This is a genomic window from Marinobacter nauticus ATCC 49840 (genome assembly GCF_000284615.1).
GTDB lineage: Bacteria > Pseudomonadota > Gammaproteobacteria > Pseudomonadales > Oleiphilaceae > Marinobacter > Marinobacter nauticus.
In genome coordinates this window covers 118375-135591 of sequence record NC_017067.1, presented here as the reverse complement: position 1 = coordinate 135591, position 17217 = coordinate 118375, and the positions used below count along the sequence as shown (strand labels likewise).

17 protein-coding genes and 1 tRNA gene are annotated in these 17217 nt (G+C 57.4%); 5 read left to right on the top strand and 13 right to left on the bottom strand.

Annotated elements, in window-relative coordinates; translation table 11 throughout:
• Positions 1 to 23: 23 nt before the first annotated feature.
• The 5 genes from MARHY_RS00580 to MARHY_RS00560 form a co-directional block, all read right to left on the bottom strand.
• The gene (locus MARHY_RS00580) at positions 24 to 1379 is read right to left on the bottom strand and encodes an APC family permease (RefSeq protein ID WP_014420106.1); all 1356 of its coding nucleotides are present in this window, start codon (positions 1377 to 1379) and stop codon (positions 24 to 26) included.
• 11 nt (positions 1380 to 1390) lie between these two features.
• The gene (locus MARHY_RS00575; RefSeq protein WP_011783708.1) at positions 1391 to 1744 is read right to left on the bottom strand and encodes a hypothetical protein; all 354 of its coding nucleotides are present in this window, start codon (positions 1742 to 1744) and stop codon (positions 1391 to 1393) included.
• A gap of 149 nt (positions 1745 to 1893) precedes the next feature.
• Positions 1894 to 2643 (bottom strand): copper resistance protein B, encoded by a 750-nt coding sequence (locus tag MARHY_RS00570; protein WP_041654430.1) that lies wholly within the window; start codon positions 2641 to 2643, stop codon positions 1894 to 1896.
• Positions 2640 to 4349, bottom strand: coding sequence for a copper resistance system multicopper oxidase (locus MARHY_RS00565; RefSeq protein WP_014420103.1), 1710 nt, complete (start codon positions 4347 to 4349; stop codon positions 2640 to 2642). The genes MARHY_RS00570 and MARHY_RS00565 overlap by 4 nt, the downstream gene beginning before the upstream one ends.
• Before the next feature lie 86 nt (positions 4350 to 4435).
• Positions 4436 to 4969 (bottom strand): cupredoxin domain-containing protein, encoded by a 534-nt coding sequence (locus tag MARHY_RS00560; RefSeq protein ID WP_041654429.1) that lies wholly within the window; start codon positions 4967 to 4969, stop codon positions 4436 to 4438.
• Positions 4970 to 5168: 199 nt separating this feature from the next.
• Here MARHY_RS00560 and MARHY_RS00555 point away from each other — a divergent pair, with 199 nt between their 5' ends.
• Both MARHY_RS00555 and MARHY_RS00550 read left to right on the top strand, forming a co-directional pair.
• Positions 5169 to 5834 carry a response regulator transcription factor gene (locus MARHY_RS00555; RefSeq protein WP_011783704.1) on the top strand — a complete coding sequence of 222 codons (666 nt, stop codon included), beginning with the start codon at positions 5169 to 5171 and terminating at the stop codon, positions 5832 to 5834.
• Positions 5821 to 7149: an ATP-binding protein gene (locus MARHY_RS00550; protein WP_041654427.1), complete on the top strand. Its 1329-nt coding sequence runs from the start codon at positions 5821 to 5823 to the stop codon at positions 7147 to 7149. Before MARHY_RS00555 ends, MARHY_RS00550 begins: the two co-directional genes overlap by 14 nt.
• 30 nt (positions 7150 to 7179) lie before the next feature.
• On the opposite strand, the gene MARHY_RS00545 is transcribed toward MARHY_RS00550, so the two are convergent.
• Positions 7180 to 7253, bottom strand: a tRNA-Gly gene (locus MARHY_RS00545).
• A gap of 72 nt (positions 7254 to 7325) precedes the next feature.
• Between MARHY_RS00545 and MARHY_RS00540 the strand changes: the two genes are divergently transcribed.
• From MARHY_RS00540 to MARHY_RS00530, 3 genes are all read left to right on the top strand, one after another.
• Positions 7326 to 9038 carry a potassium/proton antiporter gene (locus MARHY_RS00540; RefSeq protein WP_041654426.1) on the top strand — a complete coding sequence of 571 codons (1713 nt, stop codon included), beginning with the start codon at positions 7326 to 7328 and terminating at the stop codon, positions 9036 to 9038.
• 119 nt (positions 9039 to 9157) lie between these two features.
• A complete protein-coding gene (locus MARHY_RS00535) occupies positions 9158 to 9715 on the top strand; it encodes a L,D-transpeptidase family protein (protein WP_014420099.1) in 558 nt (185 codons plus the stop codon).
• Positions 9716 to 9927: 212 nt separating this feature from the next.
• On the top strand, positions 9928 to 10209 hold the full coding sequence (locus tag MARHY_RS00530; protein WP_011783700.1) for an Lpp/OprI family alanine-zipper lipoprotein: 282 nt from the start codon (positions 9928 to 9930) through the stop codon (positions 10207 to 10209).
• A gap of 66 nt (positions 10210 to 10275) precedes the next feature.
• Here the strand turns inward: MARHY_RS00530 and MARHY_RS00525 are convergent, their stop codons facing one another.
• From MARHY_RS00525 to MARHY_RS00495, 7 genes are all read right to left on the bottom strand, one after another.
• Positions 10276 to 11067, bottom strand: a complete 792-nt coding sequence (locus tag MARHY_RS00525; RefSeq protein WP_014420098.1) for a slipin family protein — start codon at positions 11065 to 11067, stop codon at positions 10276 to 10278.
• Between the two features lie 27 nt (positions 11068 to 11094).
• Entirely contained in the window at positions 11095 to 12561 is a 1467-nt protein-coding gene (locus MARHY_RS00520; RefSeq protein ID WP_014420097.1) for an NfeD family protein, read from the bottom strand.
• A 21-nt stretch (positions 12562 to 12582) separates the two neighbouring features.
• Positions 12583 to 13335, bottom strand: coding sequence for an SDR family oxidoreductase (locus MARHY_RS00515; RefSeq protein WP_041654424.1), 753 nt, complete (start codon positions 13333 to 13335; stop codon positions 12583 to 12585).
• Positions 13336 to 13359: 24 nt separating this feature from the next.
• Positions 13360 to 14409, bottom strand: a complete 1050-nt coding sequence (locus tag MARHY_RS00510; RefSeq protein WP_041654422.1) for a L,D-transpeptidase family protein — start codon at positions 14407 to 14409, stop codon at positions 13360 to 13362.
• A 52-nt stretch (positions 14410 to 14461) separates the two neighbouring features.
• Complete coding sequence (locus MARHY_RS00505) at positions 14462 to 15031, bottom strand: TMEM165/GDT1 family protein (protein WP_011783695.1); 570 nt, start codon at positions 15029 to 15031, stop codon at positions 14462 to 14464.
• 230 nt (positions 15032 to 15261) lie between these two features.
• Positions 15262 to 16653, bottom strand: a complete 1392-nt coding sequence (locus MARHY_RS00500; RefSeq protein ID WP_014420092.1) for a DHA2 family efflux MFS transporter permease subunit — start codon at positions 16651 to 16653, stop codon at positions 15262 to 15264.
• 3 nt (positions 16654 to 16656) lie between these two features.
• Positions 16657 to 17082 (bottom strand): MarR family transcriptional regulator, encoded by a 426-nt coding sequence (locus MARHY_RS00495; RefSeq protein ID WP_011783693.1) that lies wholly within the window; start codon positions 17080 to 17082, stop codon positions 16657 to 16659.
• Positions 17083 to 17217 lie beyond the last annotated feature (135 nt).

Here is a 17217-nt window from a genome sequence, read left to right as displayed (position 1 = left end):
ATGGCCTCTCTTCCTGATTCTGGTTAATGGTGGTGATGCGCGTGAGTCTGTTCCTGTTTCGCTTGCGCAGATTCCGGTGATTTTTTCAGGAAGACCTGTTCGGACACTGCAATCACAAGCATTGTGACCACTGCCACACCAATGACGAACGGGTCCGTACTCAGCTTCACCCAGACAAAACCGCCCAGAGCCAAAAGATCCAACAAAATGGCGGTGGCCGGCACCCAGCGGTTGGCCTTGATGTCCTGCCGCAGATAGCGCAACACGCCCCAGTGAATGGCAATGTCCATGATCAGGTAAAACACGATACCCAACGCAGCTATTCGTGACAGATCAAAGAATGCAGTGAGGACCAGACCCAGAACCACGGTATATACCAAGGTGTGTTTCTGGATGCTGCCGGGCATACCAAAATGCCGATGAGGGACCAGTTTCATTTCTGTCAGCATGGCCAACATGCGGGACACCGCAAAGACGCTGGCCAGAATCCCGCCCGCCGTGGCCATCATGGCAATGGCGACGGTAAACCAGACACCGTACTCGCCCAGGGCCGGGCGTGCGGCTGCAGCGAGCGAGTAATCCTGTGTTTCGATAATCTCGGCAAGAGACAGATTACTGGCTACGGCAAACCCGACCAGCGTATAGATCATCACGCAGGCAGCAATGGAAATAACGATGGCACGCCCCACATTCCTCTTCGGATCGATCACTTCCGAGCCGCTGTTGGTAATTGTAGTGAACCCCTTGAATGCCAGGATCCCCAATGCAGTTGCGCCGAGAAAGTTACCCGGGGTTCCGGCTTCACCGGGCTCTGAAAAATCCACCGAGATTGAGTCGGCAATCCAGACCCCGACCAGACCGAAGATCAGGATGCCACCGATTTTCAGTACGCCGATAAAGGACGCGACACCCTGAATCATCCGATTGCCCATCAGGTTGATCAGAAAAGCCACCAGAATGAGGCCAACGCCAAGAATGGACACCATGCGGCCACTGTCATCGCCACCAAACAATTGCATGGTGTAGGAGCCAAAGGTGCGAGCCAGGAAGCTCTGGGCAATCACCATCGAGAAATACATCAGGAGGGCGTTGAAGGCTGTCGGCAGCCGATTTCCGTAGGCCTTGTGCAAGTACATGCCAATACCGCCGGCGGAGGGGTAGGCATTGGAAATCTTGATGTAGGAATAGGCGCTGAAGCTCACAATCACTGCCGCAGCAAGAAAGGCCAGCGGGAAAAGCACGCCGGTCATCTGCGCCATCTGCCCGGTCAGTGCAAAAATACCGGCACCAATCATGACGCCGGTACCCAGCATGACCGTCCCGGGTAACGTGAGACTGCCTTCCTGATAGCGAGTGGTCCGGTCTTCCTCCCTGCTCATTGAACCTCCTGTTATTTTTTCATGGGTGGAATCTTGGAACAGCAGAACGGCTCATGCTTGGCATTTGCCCGCACGTTATCGTCGGTAAACCGGTACCAGGCCAGCTTGCGCCGGGCCCACCATCCGGATTTCAATCGGCCACCGTAGTCCTGGATGACTTCCAGTAGTTCATCGACGGTCCAGTGGCTTCCGTCGTAGGCCACCTGTAACAGGCCATTTTTCTTACGTTCCGCGAAATCAACACAAGGGTGGTGGTTAAGATCGTGAATGAGCTCCTCCCACCGGGTTTCTTCAAGCCCCTCGATAGCCACTTTCCGGCGCAACAAAAACTGCTCCTGATTGGTTGCTTTGTGTGCTTTGGTCATCAGTGACATCTCCCCTTCAGGTCGTTTCACCTCCCAGCAGAACACGTAAAACTGAACTCTTACTGAAAAAACAGCGGGCTTTAGCAAGATTTAAGTTGCATCAAATACCGCACTAAAAAGGCCGTGAGTTGTCCCATGGCCCATCAACATCAGAAAGCGATCCGGGCGCCGATCACGGCAAACCAGTCTTCCGTGCTTCCAGCAGCGGTCTCAGCCAGATCAGCGGTATCACCGTACTTCCGTTCATGCACCACACCGAAATAGGGTGAGACGGCGCGGTCAATAAGGTCATAGCTCAGCCGCAGGCCTGTTTCCGTAGAAACCAGTCCTTTGCCGATACCGATCTCCTCGTCCTCGCTGAATGCCACGGTTGCGTCCAGTGTTGCTGTCAGAATCCAGTGGTTGGTGAACAGCAGTTCGTACTCTGCATCCAGCGCGGCCGAGGTATCAACCTCTTTGCTTACATACAGGCTGGCATCGATCTCGAACCACTGCGGCGCCAGTCCAGTCACACCGAAAACAGCGTAGGTGCGGTCCGGGCCCTCCGGCGTATCGAAACGAACACCCGCTTTGGCATCAAAGAACCTGGAAACGGGGATCTGGCCTACCAGCTGATGTTCCAGCGTTTCATAGGCCTGCTCCTCAATCTCGTATTCGCCCGCCGAGAGCAGCCGCACTTTGAAATCATCTGTACCGTAGAAGGCATCGGCGTTCCAGACGCCCAGTTCCTCATCGTCATCACTGTATCGGTATTCAAGTTCTTCAAACTGAATACCCCAGGTTGTCAGCGGTTGCTTGCGGCCAGAGGTATCCGCAATCATTGCCTGTGCCGCAGCCATCGCCGGCAATACAAGGAAGACCAACAAACTGACGGCCCCAGAGAATCGCACCAGACTCATGCCTCACCTCCATCTTCAGCCATCACCTCTGTTTTCGCCTGCTGCGAATCTGGGCCCCCCTCGACGATGACTTTTCGGAACATACCGGCAGCTGCGTGATAGGACAGATGGCAGTGAAATGCCCACTGGCCCGGTTCATCGACCTCCGTTTCCATATACACCGTGGTACCCGGGTTCACGTTAATGGTGTGTTTGATCGGGTTCCACTGACCGGCGCCAACGTCAAGAATCGACCACATGCCGTGCAGATGCATGGGGTGCGTCATCATGGTTTCATTGACGAACTTGAACCGGACGCGCTCCCCGTATTTGAGACGAATCGGATCAGCCTCTTCATACTTAACGCCATTAATGCTCCAGCTGTAACGTTCCATATTGCCGGTCAGGCGAAGCTCGATTTCCCGGGTCGGTTCACGCTCCTCGTATAACGGATTCTGCGCCCTCAGATCGGCATAGGAGAGGAACTTACCGCCATTGGCCGCGGTCGGCACAAGGCCACTGCCTCTGGCGTAAAACGGATCATTTTGAGCCTGGTTATCCATCATCATGGAGCCATGATCCATACCAGACATGCCGGAGTGATCCATCCCCGACATCGACGAGTGGTCCATGCCGGCCATATCGTCCGAGCTGCCCATATCCATGTTTCCATGATCCATACCATGCATATTCCCCATATCCGCCATGGTCAGGCGAGAAGGTTCTCGCAGTGGCGGCACGGCCGCTTCCATTCCCTCTTCAGGAGCCAGTGTTGCCCGGGCGTATCCGGAACGCCCCATGGATTCGGCGAAGATGGTGTAGGCCTGTTCATCTCTCGGGCGCACGATCACGTCATAGGTTTCCGCGACGCCGATGCGGAATTCGTCCACCGTCACCGGTTGCACGTTATTGCCATCCGCCTGCACCACCGTCATATCCAGGCCCGGAATCCGGACATCGAAATAGGTCATGGCGGAGGAATTGATGAACCGCAGCCGAATGCGTTCACCCGGCTCAAACAACCCCGTCCAGTTCTGCTCCGGGCCTTTGCCGTTAATCAGGCCCGTAAACCCCTGGAGATCCTCTACATCCGCTTTCATCATGCGCATATCACCCCAGGCCAGGCGATCCCGGACGGTGTTCCAGAACCCCTGTTCGGAGCTATCGGAGAAAAACTCACCAACGGTCTGCTGTTTACGGTTGTAGTAGTCCGGCATCATTTTCAGGTTGCGCATGATTCGATCGCCGGAATGCGGATGCTTGTCCGTTAGTTGGACCACGTATTCCCGGTCGTACCGGAAGGGTTCCCGGCCTTCAGGTTCGATCACGATCGCACCGTAGGCGCCATCCGGCTCCTGAAAGCCGGAGTGGCTGTGAAACCAGTAGGTCCCAGCCTGCTGAATGGGAAACTCGTAGGTAAAGGTCTCACCCGGTTTGATACCCGGGAAACTGATACCTGGCACGCCATCCTGTTGATAGGGCAGGATAAGCCCGTGCCAGTGGATGGAGGTCATTTCATCAAGGTTATTCGTCACATTGATCCGGACAGTCTCACCTTCCTTGAATCTCAGTACCGGCCCGGGAGACTTGCCGTTGTAGCCGATGCCCTGCTTTACAAAATCACCGGTATCTATCTCTACGCGATCAACCGTCAGGTCGTACTCGCCAGCCAACGCCAGTGCGGGCATCAGCAGGCACAGCACTACTGCACCCAAGCGAATGTTCATGTGTTTTACTCCAAACGCACTTTATCGGGGCTGACAGGAGGGTGTAGCGTCAGCCCATAACGTCATGGTTAAAGCCATCTACCGGCTTATTCGAAATTCACGTCACCGTACATGCCAGACTGGTAGTGCCCTGGTACGTTACATGCGAATTCGATATTGCCCTGATTGGCAAACGTCCAGACCACTTCCCGGCTCTGGCCCGGCTCCAGCAGGACGCTGTTGGGATCGTCATGTTTCATCGAGTGGCCGTTGCCCATGTCCATGTTCATCATGTCATGATTCAACTTGTTACCCTGGATCACGCCATGCTCGACCATCATTCTCATTTCTTTCTGGTGGGCCTCATGCATACCCGGAGTCCCGATGTTGAACTCGTGCACAAGGTTGCCCTTGTTCTGCACCACAAACCGAACGGTTTCGCCCGGCTTCACACGGATTTCTTCGGGTTCGTAGTAGTTGTCGTGCATTTCAACCGTTATGGTCCGGCTGGCTTCTGAGACTTTTCCCGGTTCGCCAATGGAAGCACCATGGCCGTGACCACCGCCATGGGTGCCAGCCGCAAACGCCGATACCGACATCGAAAAAGCCAGGCCGGCCACAATCAGGTTTGATGCATTCATCCGTTTGTCTCCTGTGGAATAATGGTATTGAGAACACGGCTGATTCGTACCGAATCTTGAGCAATGTCCAGAATCAGTCGACACTTTCTCTCACCAACCTGAATTCTTTCTGAAAAACGGGCACTTTCTTGCGTTCAGGCACAATTCAGGTTGATCGACGACACTGGCGGCTGGAACAAGCACCGTTAAGGACGGATACATGCGTTTATTGCTCGTTGAAGACGACCGTTTGCTGGCCGAGGGGCTGGTCCGCCAGCTGGAAAAAGCGGGGTTTAGCATCGACCACACGTCCAGTGCCCGTGAGGCCCAGATTCTGGGGGAGCAGGAGGATTATCGTGCCGCTGTTCTCGATCTCGGCCTGCCGGATGGCAACGGGCTGGAGGTTTTGAAACGATGGAGATCGAAGCTCGTCGAGTGCCCGGTATTGGTCCTCACCGCCAGAGGCGACTGGCAGGACAAGGTCAATGGACTGAAAGCAGGGGCGGATGACTATCTGGCGAAACCGTTCCAGACAGAAGAACTGATCGCCCGCATCAATGCACTCATACGCCGCAGCGAAGGGCGAGTGCACTCCCAGGTTAAAGCCGGTGGCTTCGAACTGGACGAAAATCGCCAGAGCCTGCGGACAGAAGAAGGAGCAGAACACGCCCTGACGGGTACTGAGTTCCGACTGCTACGATGCCTGATGAGCCGTCCGGGCCACATCTTTTCCAAGGAACAGCTCATGGAGCAGCTATACAACCTGGATGAGAGCCCCAGCGAAAACGTGATTGAGGCGTATATTCGGCGCTTGAGAAAGCTGGTCGGCAACGAAACGATAACCACACGCCGTGGCCAGGGATACATGTTCAATGCCCAACGTTAAAAGGCCAGCATCCGTCAAAGGCATGCTGCTGGTGTTATTGCTGCCCGCCGGCATTGCTCTGATGGGCGTAGCCTGGTTTGTCCACGGCCTGCTGCTGGATCGAATGTCCCGGGAATTCCTTGAAAGCCGCCTTAAAGACGAAGCTGCCTTTCTGGAGCACCAGATTCGCGAGGTCAGAGGTCAAGTCGAAACCCTGCAGACCGGTGATTACTTCCAGGATGTCTTCCATCATGCCTTCGCCATACGCACGCCCGATCGAATCATCATATCGCCAAAGGCCTGGGAACCCTTGCTGGCACCACTGATCAACCATGAGCAGAATGGCACGCTTCGTCTTGAAGGCCGTCAGGCGCCGGATAGTCCGTCCGATATCCTGGCATACCGTCACTCTTTTCAGGTGAACGGGTCACCGATCGTCGTGGTTGTATCCGAGGATCTGGAGGCCCTGAAACGCAGTCAGGCCGAGCTGCACGCCTGGACAGCCGTGGTGTCGGTGCTGTTGATCGCACTTCTGGTTGCCGTCATCTGGTTTGGCATCACGCTATCGCTGCGGCCGGTGGTGACACTGAAAGCGGCGTTAAAACGATTGCAGGATGGAGAAATTTCCCGAATCAATGCACCATCACCCGAAGAATTTCAACCGCTCGTGATGCAGCTAAACCAGTTGCTTGACTCCCTCGACAAGCGACTGGTGCGTTCCCGGGATGCGCTCGCAAATCTGTCACACAGTGTCAAAACGCCCATCGCAGCCGTCCGGCAGATACTGGAGGATATGGATCGACCATTGCCAAGTGATCTAAGAATCCAAATGGCCGCCCGTCTCAGTGACATCGACAGACAATTGGAAGCGGAAATGCGCCGCAGTCGCTTTGCCGGGCCCCAGGTCGGGAAAAGCGCTTATCCCGTCAAACAGGCGCGGGATCTTTTGTGGATGCTGGGGCGGCTGTATCCGGAAAAATCCTTCGAACTATCAAGCTCACTGCCGGAAGACACCCGCTGGCCGATAGAGGAGCATGACTTGAATGAAGTGCTAGGCAACCTGCTCGATAATGCCGGCAAATGGTCGTCGCGGTGCGTAGAACTCTCGCTGAAACAAGACAACAACAGCAGACAGATCGTTGTTTCTGATGATGGTCCTGGAGTCAATGGCGACGACTTGTCCAGTCTGGGTCAACGAGGGCTGCGACTTGACGAGCAGACCCCTGGCCACGGTCTGGGCCTCGCGATTGTCCGGGAGATCGTCGCTCGCTATGAGGGCAACATAAGCTTTTCGACGGGGCCCGGCAGCGGCTTGCGCGTAACCACCGAGCTTTAAGGGACACTCGCCTGTGTGCGGGTATTGGTCTGGAGCGGGCGATGGGAATCGAACCCACGTCGTAGGCTTGGGAAGCCTCTGCTCTACCATTGAGCTACGCCCGCCTGCATAATGATTGCCACAGCAATATAAGCCCGGGCCCTGCGTTCGGGCAAGCCCCTTTGGTCTGGAGTCTGATGGATCCCACACTTACCCTGATTGGCGCCTTGATGCTGGTGATCAGCATCGTTCTCAGCCCGCTTTCCAGCCGCGTTGGCATGCCCGTGCTGCTGATCTTCCTGGTCGTGGGCATGATGATGGGGGAAGACGGCCCGGGTGGTATCGAATTCGACAACTTCGAGCTGGCCTTCCTGATCGCCAATCTGGCGCTGGGTGTGATTCTGCTGGATGGCGGCATGCGTACCCGGGTGGAAACGTTCCGGGTGGGGCTGCGGCCGGCACTGGTACTGGCCACCCTTGGCGTTGGCCTGACCGCCGGTGGCGCCGCACTGGTTGCCTGGTGGGTGTTCGACCTGCACTGGCTGATGGCGTTGCTGGTCGGCGCCATTATTTCCTCCACCGATGCCGCCGCCGTCTTCTCACTGCTCCAGGGCCGGGGCCTGCATCTGAACGAGCGGGTCAGCGCCACGCTGGAAATCGAATCCGGCAGTAACGACCCCATGGCCATTTTCCTGACTCTGCTACTGGTTACCCTGATTGGCAGTTACGAAGAGGGGGCATTGGCCAAAGGCCTGATGATGCTGGTCCAGCAGTTCGGCATCGGCACGGTGGCCGGCCTCCTTGGTGGCTTTGCCGTGGTTCAGCTGGTCAACCGGATACGACTGACCCCGTCGCTTTACCCGTTGCTGGTAGCCGCTGCTGGCATCGCCGTGTTCTCCGCAACCAACGCCATCGGCGGCAGCGGCTTTCTGGCGATTTACCTCACCGGGGTGGTGATTGGTAACCGGCATGTTCGGATGATGCCGATGATTCTTCAGGTGCATGATGGTCTGGCCTGGCTGGCGCAGCTTTGCCTGTTCCTGATGCTGGGCCTGCTGGTTAATCCATCGGATCTGGTGCCGCTGGCCGGTGGCGGTCTGATTCTGGCACTGGCGCTGATTTTCGTGATCCGGCCGGCCACCGTGCTACTCACGCTTTGGCCTTTCGCGTTCAATCGGCGGGAGCTGGGATTCATCAGCTGGGTGGGCCTGCGTGGCGCAGTGCCGATCGTGCTCGCCCTGTTTCCGATTATTGCAGACCTTCCGGATGCCCAACTGGTGTTCCATGCCGCCTTCTTTATTGTGCTGGTGTCGCTGCTGGTACAGGGCACCACCATGGCACCATTGGCGCGCAAACTGAAACTGGAGGTGCCTGCAGGGGAAGATCCGTACCGCAGGCTACCTCTGGATGTGCCTGCCGCAGGTGATCACGAACTGATGCTGTTTCCGCTGCGCGGCAGGAATTGGGAAAGCCCCCGGGCCCTCGGCCAGCTCAGGCTACCCGACAATACCGCCGTTGCCGGTATCTTCCGGGATCGCAAATGCCTGCAGCCGACCCGGGAACTGGAAGTTGCCTCAGGCGATGTGGTGGCCATGTTTGCCACGCCGGCCTTGCTGCCGGATCTTGGCAAGGCCCTCAGCGGCCGGCAGGCGCCGAAGCATCTGGCAGAACGGGCATTCTTCGGGGACTTTGTGCTCAATGGCGATGCCCTGCTGGGGGATGTTGAACAGGTGTACGGCATCGAATTTGACGAGCTGCCGCCCGAACTCTCCCTGGCTGAGTGTTTTGCCAGGCGCACCAAGGGCCACCCGGTGGTTGGTGACAAGGTTGTGCTGGGGCCCGTTACCCTGGTCGCCAGGGCCACCGACGCTGACCGGGTGACCAAAGTAGGCATGAAAATGGATTCCTGAATGGGATCCCGGTCAAGAAAAGCCAAACTCTGTAACAGAACCCCTTATCACCCCGTTACCAGGCTATGGTATAAACAGCATGAACAAAGTTTAACCATTTACCGATTTGTGCGAGTTTCATGATTGTTCGAGTTCTACTGACCATCGCCCTGATTGCCTCTCCTCTGCTGGCGTCAGCCTCTGAGCTTCTGGCCCGGGCCAACACCCGCATGATGCCGAGCCCACCGGAACCGGCGTTAATGGAAGGCCTGCTGGAGATTACCCAGGTACTGGTCAACAAAGGAGAACGTCGCCTTTACCTGCTCAGCGGTGATGAAACCGTACGCCAGTACCGGATCTCCCTCGGCGACAATCCCGTCGGCCACAAGCTGTACGAGGGGGATGAACGCACACCCGAGGGTGACTATGTACTGGACTGGCGCAATGCCAGCAGCGACTTCTATAAATCCATCCACATTTCCTACCCCAGCCCCCGCGACCGGGAACTGGCTGAAGCCTGGGGTCTTGATCCCGGCGGCAGCATCATGATCCATGGCCTGCCCAACAATGCCGGCGACATGGCCTTTGCCTACACCGGGCTGGACTGGACCAATGGCTGCATTGCAGTGAGCAACGAAGCCATGGATGAAATCTGGCAACTGGTCCAGAATGGAACCCCCATCCGCATCGTTCCGTGATTCTTTCTGCTTGGTGACAACGCCATGAAAGCCGGATTAAGTTGTTGTCATAAGCTAAGAAAATTTACGTATCCTTAGTTAACATTTTGTCTCTGAGTGTTTTACACTGTTTAACGACTCCGGTAGTCACTGCCTATCGGGCCTAGCAGAAGGGAGCTGTCTGACCGGCTTCCGGATCACAGGAAATAAAACGACCAATAAGGGGATTTACAATGCGTAAACTGACGATCGCCGGGTTTGCACTGGCTACTGCTCTGACTGCAGGTTGTGCCACTACTGAACAAGCTGCTATCGACGAAGCAAATGCAACTGCCAGCTCCGCTGAGCAGACTGCCAACAACGCCCTGAACACTGCTAACAGCGCCGCCAGCAGTGCACGTACTGCCCAGCAGACTGCTGAAGAAGCTCTGGCTGCAGCCCGTGCTGCCCAGAAAGCTGCTGACGAAGCAAACGAGCGCGCCAAGCGTATGCTCGAGCGTGCCAGCCAGAAGTAAGGCTGTCAGCTAGCAAAAAAGGCCGGTTGATCCGGCCTTTTTTTATGTCTGCAGAACCCTTTGGTATTAGGGTTTCGGCTCTTCCTGCCCAGCCTTGTCCGGCCCCTGGTTCTGAATGAAGGTCTTGACCAGATCCATCGGCAACGGGAACACAATGGTCGAGGAGTTGTTGTTGCTCATGTCCGCCAGCGTTTGCAGATAACGCAATTGCATGGCACCGGAGTTCACAGACATCACCTCAGCCGCTTCCACCAGTTTCTTCGACGCCTGAAGCTCGCCTTCAGCGTGGATAACCTTGGCCCGGCGCTCCCGCTCGGCTTCCGCCTGACGGGCGATGGCGCGGATCATGGATTCGTTCAGATCCACATGCTTGATTTCCACATTCGCCACCTTGATACCCCACTCTTCGGTCTGGGCATCGATGATCTCCTGAATGTCGGCGTTCAACTTGTCCCGCTCCGACAGCATCTCGTCCAGATCGTGCTTGCCCAATACAGACCGCAGTGTCGTCTGGGCCAACTGGCTGGTAGCGGCACCATAATCTTCAACCCGGATAATGGCTTTTTCCGGATCCACCACCCGGAAGTACAGCACCGCATTTACCCGCACGGTAACGTTGTCTTTGGAGATCACGTCCTGGCTGGGGACATCCAGGGTGATCACCCGAAGGTCAACTCGCACTATCTGCTGGATACCAGGAATGACGATGATCAGGCCCGGGCCTTTCACGCCCTGGAACCGACCCAGAAAGAAGACCACGCCACGCTCGTATTCCGGCAGGATCTTGATTGCTGACCCCAGGATCAGCAGCAGCACCACCGTCGGTGCAATATAGGGAATAATGTCACCGAGATTCATACGGCCTCCTTGATTTGCCGTTGATGTTTAATCTGTGCGCTCTGCCGGTTCGTCGTTGCCGGGCTCCACCAGCAGAGTCAGGCCGTCCATACCATTTACCCGCACTTGCGATCGGGCGGCAATGGCCACCTGACTCCGGGCGTTCCAGCGTTCGCCGCTGACCCGTACATGGCCCGCGAAGGCATCATACGTGGGGACAAAATCATCCAGTGCCATACCGTGCTCGTGGACCAGCTGCTCACTACCCGAGACCGGGTGGCGCCGCCGAAGACCGATGAACCGGGTAACGGTCCAGAGAATAAAGCCCCCAGCCACCACCGCCGTACCACCAATCGTGGGCAGCGAAATGTCCTGATGGCTGCCGTCCATCAGGATCACTGAGCCAGTGACAAACGCCACGATGCCACCGATGCCGAGGATGCCGAAACTGGGCACAAACGCCTCGCCGACAATGAAGGCCAGCCCCAACAGGATCAGCGCCAGGCCCGCGTAATTCACCGACAATACCTGGAAGGCGAACAGGGCCAGAATCAGACTGATGGCGCCAATCACCCCAGGCACTACGGCGCCGGGATTGGCCAGTTCGAAAAGAATGCCGTAAAAACCGATGATCATCAGGAAATAGGCCACATTCGGGTCAGTAATCACCGACAGCAGTTTGGTTCGCCAGTCCGGCTCGGCCCGCACCAATTCCAGTTGCGCGGTTTCCAGCACCCGATCACCGGCGGCCAAGCGCACAGTGCGACCATCAATCTCGCTTAACAACGCCCGGAGGTTTGGCACCACCACGTCCACCACGTTACGCTCCAGGGCTTCGGTAGCCCCGAGATTGACCGCCTCCCGAACCGCCTCTTCCGCCCAGTCGGCATTACGACCGTGGCGCTCGGCCAGGCCGCGGATGTAGCTCACGGCATCTTCCAGTACCTTGCGCTCCATAGCAGTGTCGCCACGACGTTTGTCGGCCGATTCGCTCTGGTCGGTGTCCTCCGAAGATTCTTCAGGGGCAGATTCCGAAGGGGACTCAGGTTCTGTGGAGCCGGGCAGGCCACCCATTTGCACGGGTGTGGCTGAGCCAAGGTTGGTGGCCGGAGCCATGGCGGCAATGTGGCTGCCGTAGAGGATATAGGTACCGGCACTGGCCGCCCGGGCACCCTGGGGTGAAACGTAGGTCGCCACCGGCACATCGGAAGCGAGAATGGTCTTGATGATTTCCCGCATGGAATCCATCAAACCGCCCGGGGTGTCCATTTCAATCACCACCAGGCCGGCGCTTTCCCGCTCCGCCCGGCGAATACCGCGGGTCACATAATCCATGGTGGCCGGGCCAATCGCTCCTTCAACCGAAAGCACCAGGGCCTGACGGGGCGATTCCTGTTGCGCAAAGACTTTCAGGGAAAGACTGAACAGGGCCAGCAAGGCTCCGGCTACAAACACCAGCGCCCAGAGTTTTGCTCTGGGGGTGAGTGTCGATGTCCTGAAGTGGCTTGCACGCATCTCAACCTCCCACGGGAGTGATCAGAACAGCTTTGCCAGAACCGACTCCGGTAACCGCCTTAGCACAAAACCGATCGGGGCCCAGGGCCAGGCGGGCACAAAATGCTCGGCTTTTCCGGCTTCTATGGCTTTCACCATAGCACGACAGCCAGTTTGTGCGTCGACGATGAACGGTGTGTTTTTCACCTTCTCATTGATTTCAGTGCGAATATAGCCCGGATACAGGGTAGTCACACGGATCGGGGACCGGCGTTTTTTCAACTCGATGCGAAGTCCTTCACAGAGTGCTGCCAACCCGGCCTTGGTGGCGGCATAGGTGGTAACGTTGCCCGGCATACCGCGCACTGCCGTTACCGATGATACGGCCACCAGGTGGCCCCGGTTCTGTTCCCTGAAAATTTCCATCGCCGCTTCAATCTGGGCGAGGGCGGCGACAAAGTTGGTTTCTGCGGTCTGCCGGTTAGCATCAAAGCGCCCGGTTCCGAGTGGCTGGCCCTTACCGATACCGGCATTCACAATAATCCGGTCCAGTGCTCCAAAGTGCGCCTGAAAAGCCCGGAACACCTCCTGCACCTGAACATGATCATTCACGTCGAGTGCCATCACCTGAATCCGGATACCCGGATACTGCTGTTCAAGCTCCGCTTTCAGCACCTCGAGCCGCTCAGTTCTTCGGGCGCAGAGCGCCAGGTTATCTCCGCGGGCGGCAAACTCTCGGGCCATGCCCTCGCCAAGGCCAGAACTGGCGCCGGTGATCAGAATGCTCCTGCTCATTGCGGTGTTCCTTTACCAGGGGGACTAGAAATACAGGGTCTGTTCCGGCTTGCCCTGTTTCTCGGATTCTGCCGGTTCAACCGAATCCTCGGATGCCATCCGGGTCAGCTTCTCGCCGATCATTGTGGGCAGACCATCGGCCTGATCCACCGCCAGCTCAATGGAACGGCGGCGAAGATCCACATCCGGATGCTGCTGGCGGAAGCTCTCTACTTTTTCAAATACCTGAGCCCACAGGCGCTCCCGGTCGCGGGCCGAATAGTCCTCATGGGGCCGATGCACTTCCAGCCACACCTCACCACTGGCCATACCGATCTTGACCGGCTCACGAATCACCTGAACCGGCGTGCCTTTCTCCACCTGATAGACAAACCGTGAAATATCTTCGTTGTACATGCGGAAACAGCCGTGACTGACCGGCATACCGACACCGAACTGTTTGTTGGTGCCGTGAATGAGGTAGCCTTTCTCACTCAGCATGAGGGCATGGGTACCCAGGGGATTGCCCGGGCCTGGTGGGATCATTTTCGGCAGATAGTCTCCCGACGCCTCATATTCGGCACGAATGCTCGCTGGCGGGTACCAGGCCGGGGACTCCAGTGGCATGGTTACTTTGGCATTGGTCAGCGGCGACGGGTTTTCCTCAGTGCCCACACCAACCGGGTACACCTGCACCCCGCCATCCGGTGTGAAGTAATACAGCCGGTATTCAGCCAGATTAATCACGATGCCCTCGCGCTCAACATCGGGCAACACATACATGCGGGGCAGAGTGATCATGGTGCCTTCGCCCGGCAGCCAGGGATCAATACCGGGATTGGCCTTCACCAACTCCAGGTACCCCAGGGCCAACTTGTTACCAATGCCGGCAAAGGTGTCCTCATAGACGGTATTGAACACCTGCAGCTCTCCCGCCAGGTCACCGTCGGGCTGAAAGGTAGGAACCCGCGGGGAGCGGTCCGGCACCCGTTCTGATGCCTCCGGCCCGTTTGTGTCCCGGGCGGCCTGCACTGAGGAAAACGGCCACAGCAGACTGACACCAATGACAACAAGCAACCAGCTTTTCCACCGCATAAGATTGGGTTCCCGTAACAACATTTCTCACACTCAATGACCGGCGTCCGGCTCAGGAGTTCATTACCGTGGCCCAGACCGTCACCACGGCCAGGGCCACAAACAGAATACTCGCACTGATTCGCGCCATGGCCAGCGGCAGGCGTTCCATCAGCCAGCGACCCGCCATGATAACCGGCACATTGGCCAACAGCATACCCACCGTTGTACCCATGATAACCCAGAACGTGTCGGTATACCGTGCGGCCAGGACCACCGTGGCAATCTGGGTTTTATCACCAATTTCCGCCAGGAAGAACATGATGGTCGTGGCCATGAAGGCACCCATACCCAGGAATTTCGAGTCCTCCGAATCATCCTTGTCTGGAATCAACAGCCACAGGGCAATGGCAACAAAGCTGACGGCCAGGATCCAGGGCAGCCAGGCCTCCGGAATCCATTGCGCAACCCAGGCGCCCAGCCAGGCGGACAGGGCATGGTTAAGCACGGTAGCAATCAGAATCCCGAGGATGATAGGGGTACGTTTGGCGTATCTGGCAACCAGAAAGAGAGACAACAGCTGGGTTTTATCGCCAATTTCAGCGATGGCAACGGCAAGCGTCGAAGCGAGAAAAGCATCCATTCAGCAGAACCTCAGGGCGGAGACAATTCAGACATGAGACAGCCCACCTTCCGCCCATTGGAGGTGATCTGCCTCAGGTCTTGCCAGTTCCTGTTCAGGAACACGATGGCCATGCAGATTGAGCTGCAAGTATGTTGACCACCGTCTGCCCCGGATCACCGGTGCAGAGGCTACTCCCCCGAAGGTGCGGCCATAGTAATGAATAGCGGCAAACAAGGCAACTCCCGGCCTCAGGCCCGCATTTTCCAGATCGGCACCGCCGCCAGCGCCACGCATACCGCAACCAGCCACCAGGCCGAGGCAAAGGCTGAAACGGTTGGCAGCCCGCCTTCGTGTTCGCCGAACTCGATGGTGAGGGCAACGATATTCACCCCGAGCGCACCACCCAGCTGACGGGCGAAATTGATCGTACTGGAACCTGCACCCAGCTGTTCCGGCGCGAGCGGGTTCAGAGCGCCCGTCGACAGCGCTGGCAACATAAAGCCTATACCGATTCGGCCCACAACTGCCCACAGCGCCAGCCAGACAAAACCGACCAACGCCCCGGTGGCGGCGAACAACACGGCCGAGCAGGCAAACATGGCAATACCAAACAGCACCAGCCCCCGGGCACTGCGTTTGTCGGCAAGCCTGCCAGCCACGGGGAACACCATCCCCAGCACAATACCTGCCGGTAACATCAGCACGCCCGCCTCCGTGGCCGAAAAACCCAGGGAAGTCTGTACGAATAGCGGGATCAGGTAAGTGGAACCGAACAGCGCCAGGCCCAGCGCCATAGCGCCCAGGGTTGCATACAGAAAAACCGGCTCCCGCAGCAACGCCAGCCGGATAAGCGGATGGGCTGTGCGGCGTTCATGTACGATAAATCCAGTAATCAGACTCGCAGCCAACGCACCCTGCCAGGCAATACGCACAGAGTCGCCGGGCCAGTCCTGCAGACGGTTAAGCGTTTCCAGGGTTACAGCAACCGCGGCCCCCAGCAGAACCATACCGGACAGATCGAACATGTAGGGAGCCGGACGGGACCGTGGTGACGGCAGAAAGCGCAAGGCCATCCACACACCCAGCAGGGTGACCGGAGCCGGGGCAAACATGACCCAGCGCCAGTGGAACTGATCCACCAGAAAACCACCGAGGACCGGACCCAGAGCCGGCGCAAGAATCACCCCCATACCATAGATGCCCATGGCGCGGCCGCGCTGGTCAGCCGGAAAAATCCGGAACACCAGATACATGCCCATGGGCTGCATCAACCCGGCCATGGCCCCTTGCCCAATCCGGGCGGCAATCAACAATTCCGGCGTGGGCGCGAAGCCACCGGCAAGGGAAATCAGCGTGAACATGGCCATGGCGGCACTGAGGGTCTTGCGGACACCGAAGCGGTCCAGCAGCCACGCCGAAGCCAGCATGGTGGTGGTCATGGCGGCAATGAAACCGGTCGCCAGCCAGTGAACCTGGCCCTGGCGGATACCGAACTCCACCATGATATCGTGCAGGGCAACGTTGACCACCGTGGCACTGAGCACCGTGGCCATGGTGCCGAGCACCACGGTAAGCACCGCCAGCCAGCGCCAGCGGTCACCATATCGGGCCCGCAGGCCCTCTACGGATTGATCAGCCAAGGCTCACTTCTGCTTCTCGGCGTTTTCCATGATCTTGTGGAAAACCTTGAGCGATGCCTCAATGTCTTTGTCGGAAATGCCGTCAAGCATCTCCTCGCGGAGCGTGGCCGCTCGCTCTGACAACTCATCCATGAACTCGACACCGGCCTTGGTCAGGTGAAGGCGACGGGCGCGACGATCGTTGGGGCATGGGCGGCGCTCAATCAGCCCCTGTTGCTCGAGGCTGTCCAGCAAACGTACCAGGGTCGGGTTTTCAATGGCCATCAGGCTGGCCAGTTCACGCTGGGTCAGGCCTTCACCACCTTGCTGCAGATACACCATGGTGCTCCAACGTGCCTGGGTAACACCCAGATCTTTCAGGCGTTCATCGAGCATTTTGCGCCAGCGGCGGGTTACCCGGGCAACGGCAAACGGAAACTGATCTCTCATGGTTCATTACTCCTGATGGTGATCCGGCATGGGACAAGCAAACGCCACCCCGAAAACCGACAAAAGACTTACCTTATTGGAAATTCACCAATAGTAAGCTAACCATTGAAATAAAAACAGATGTGAAGACAAAAA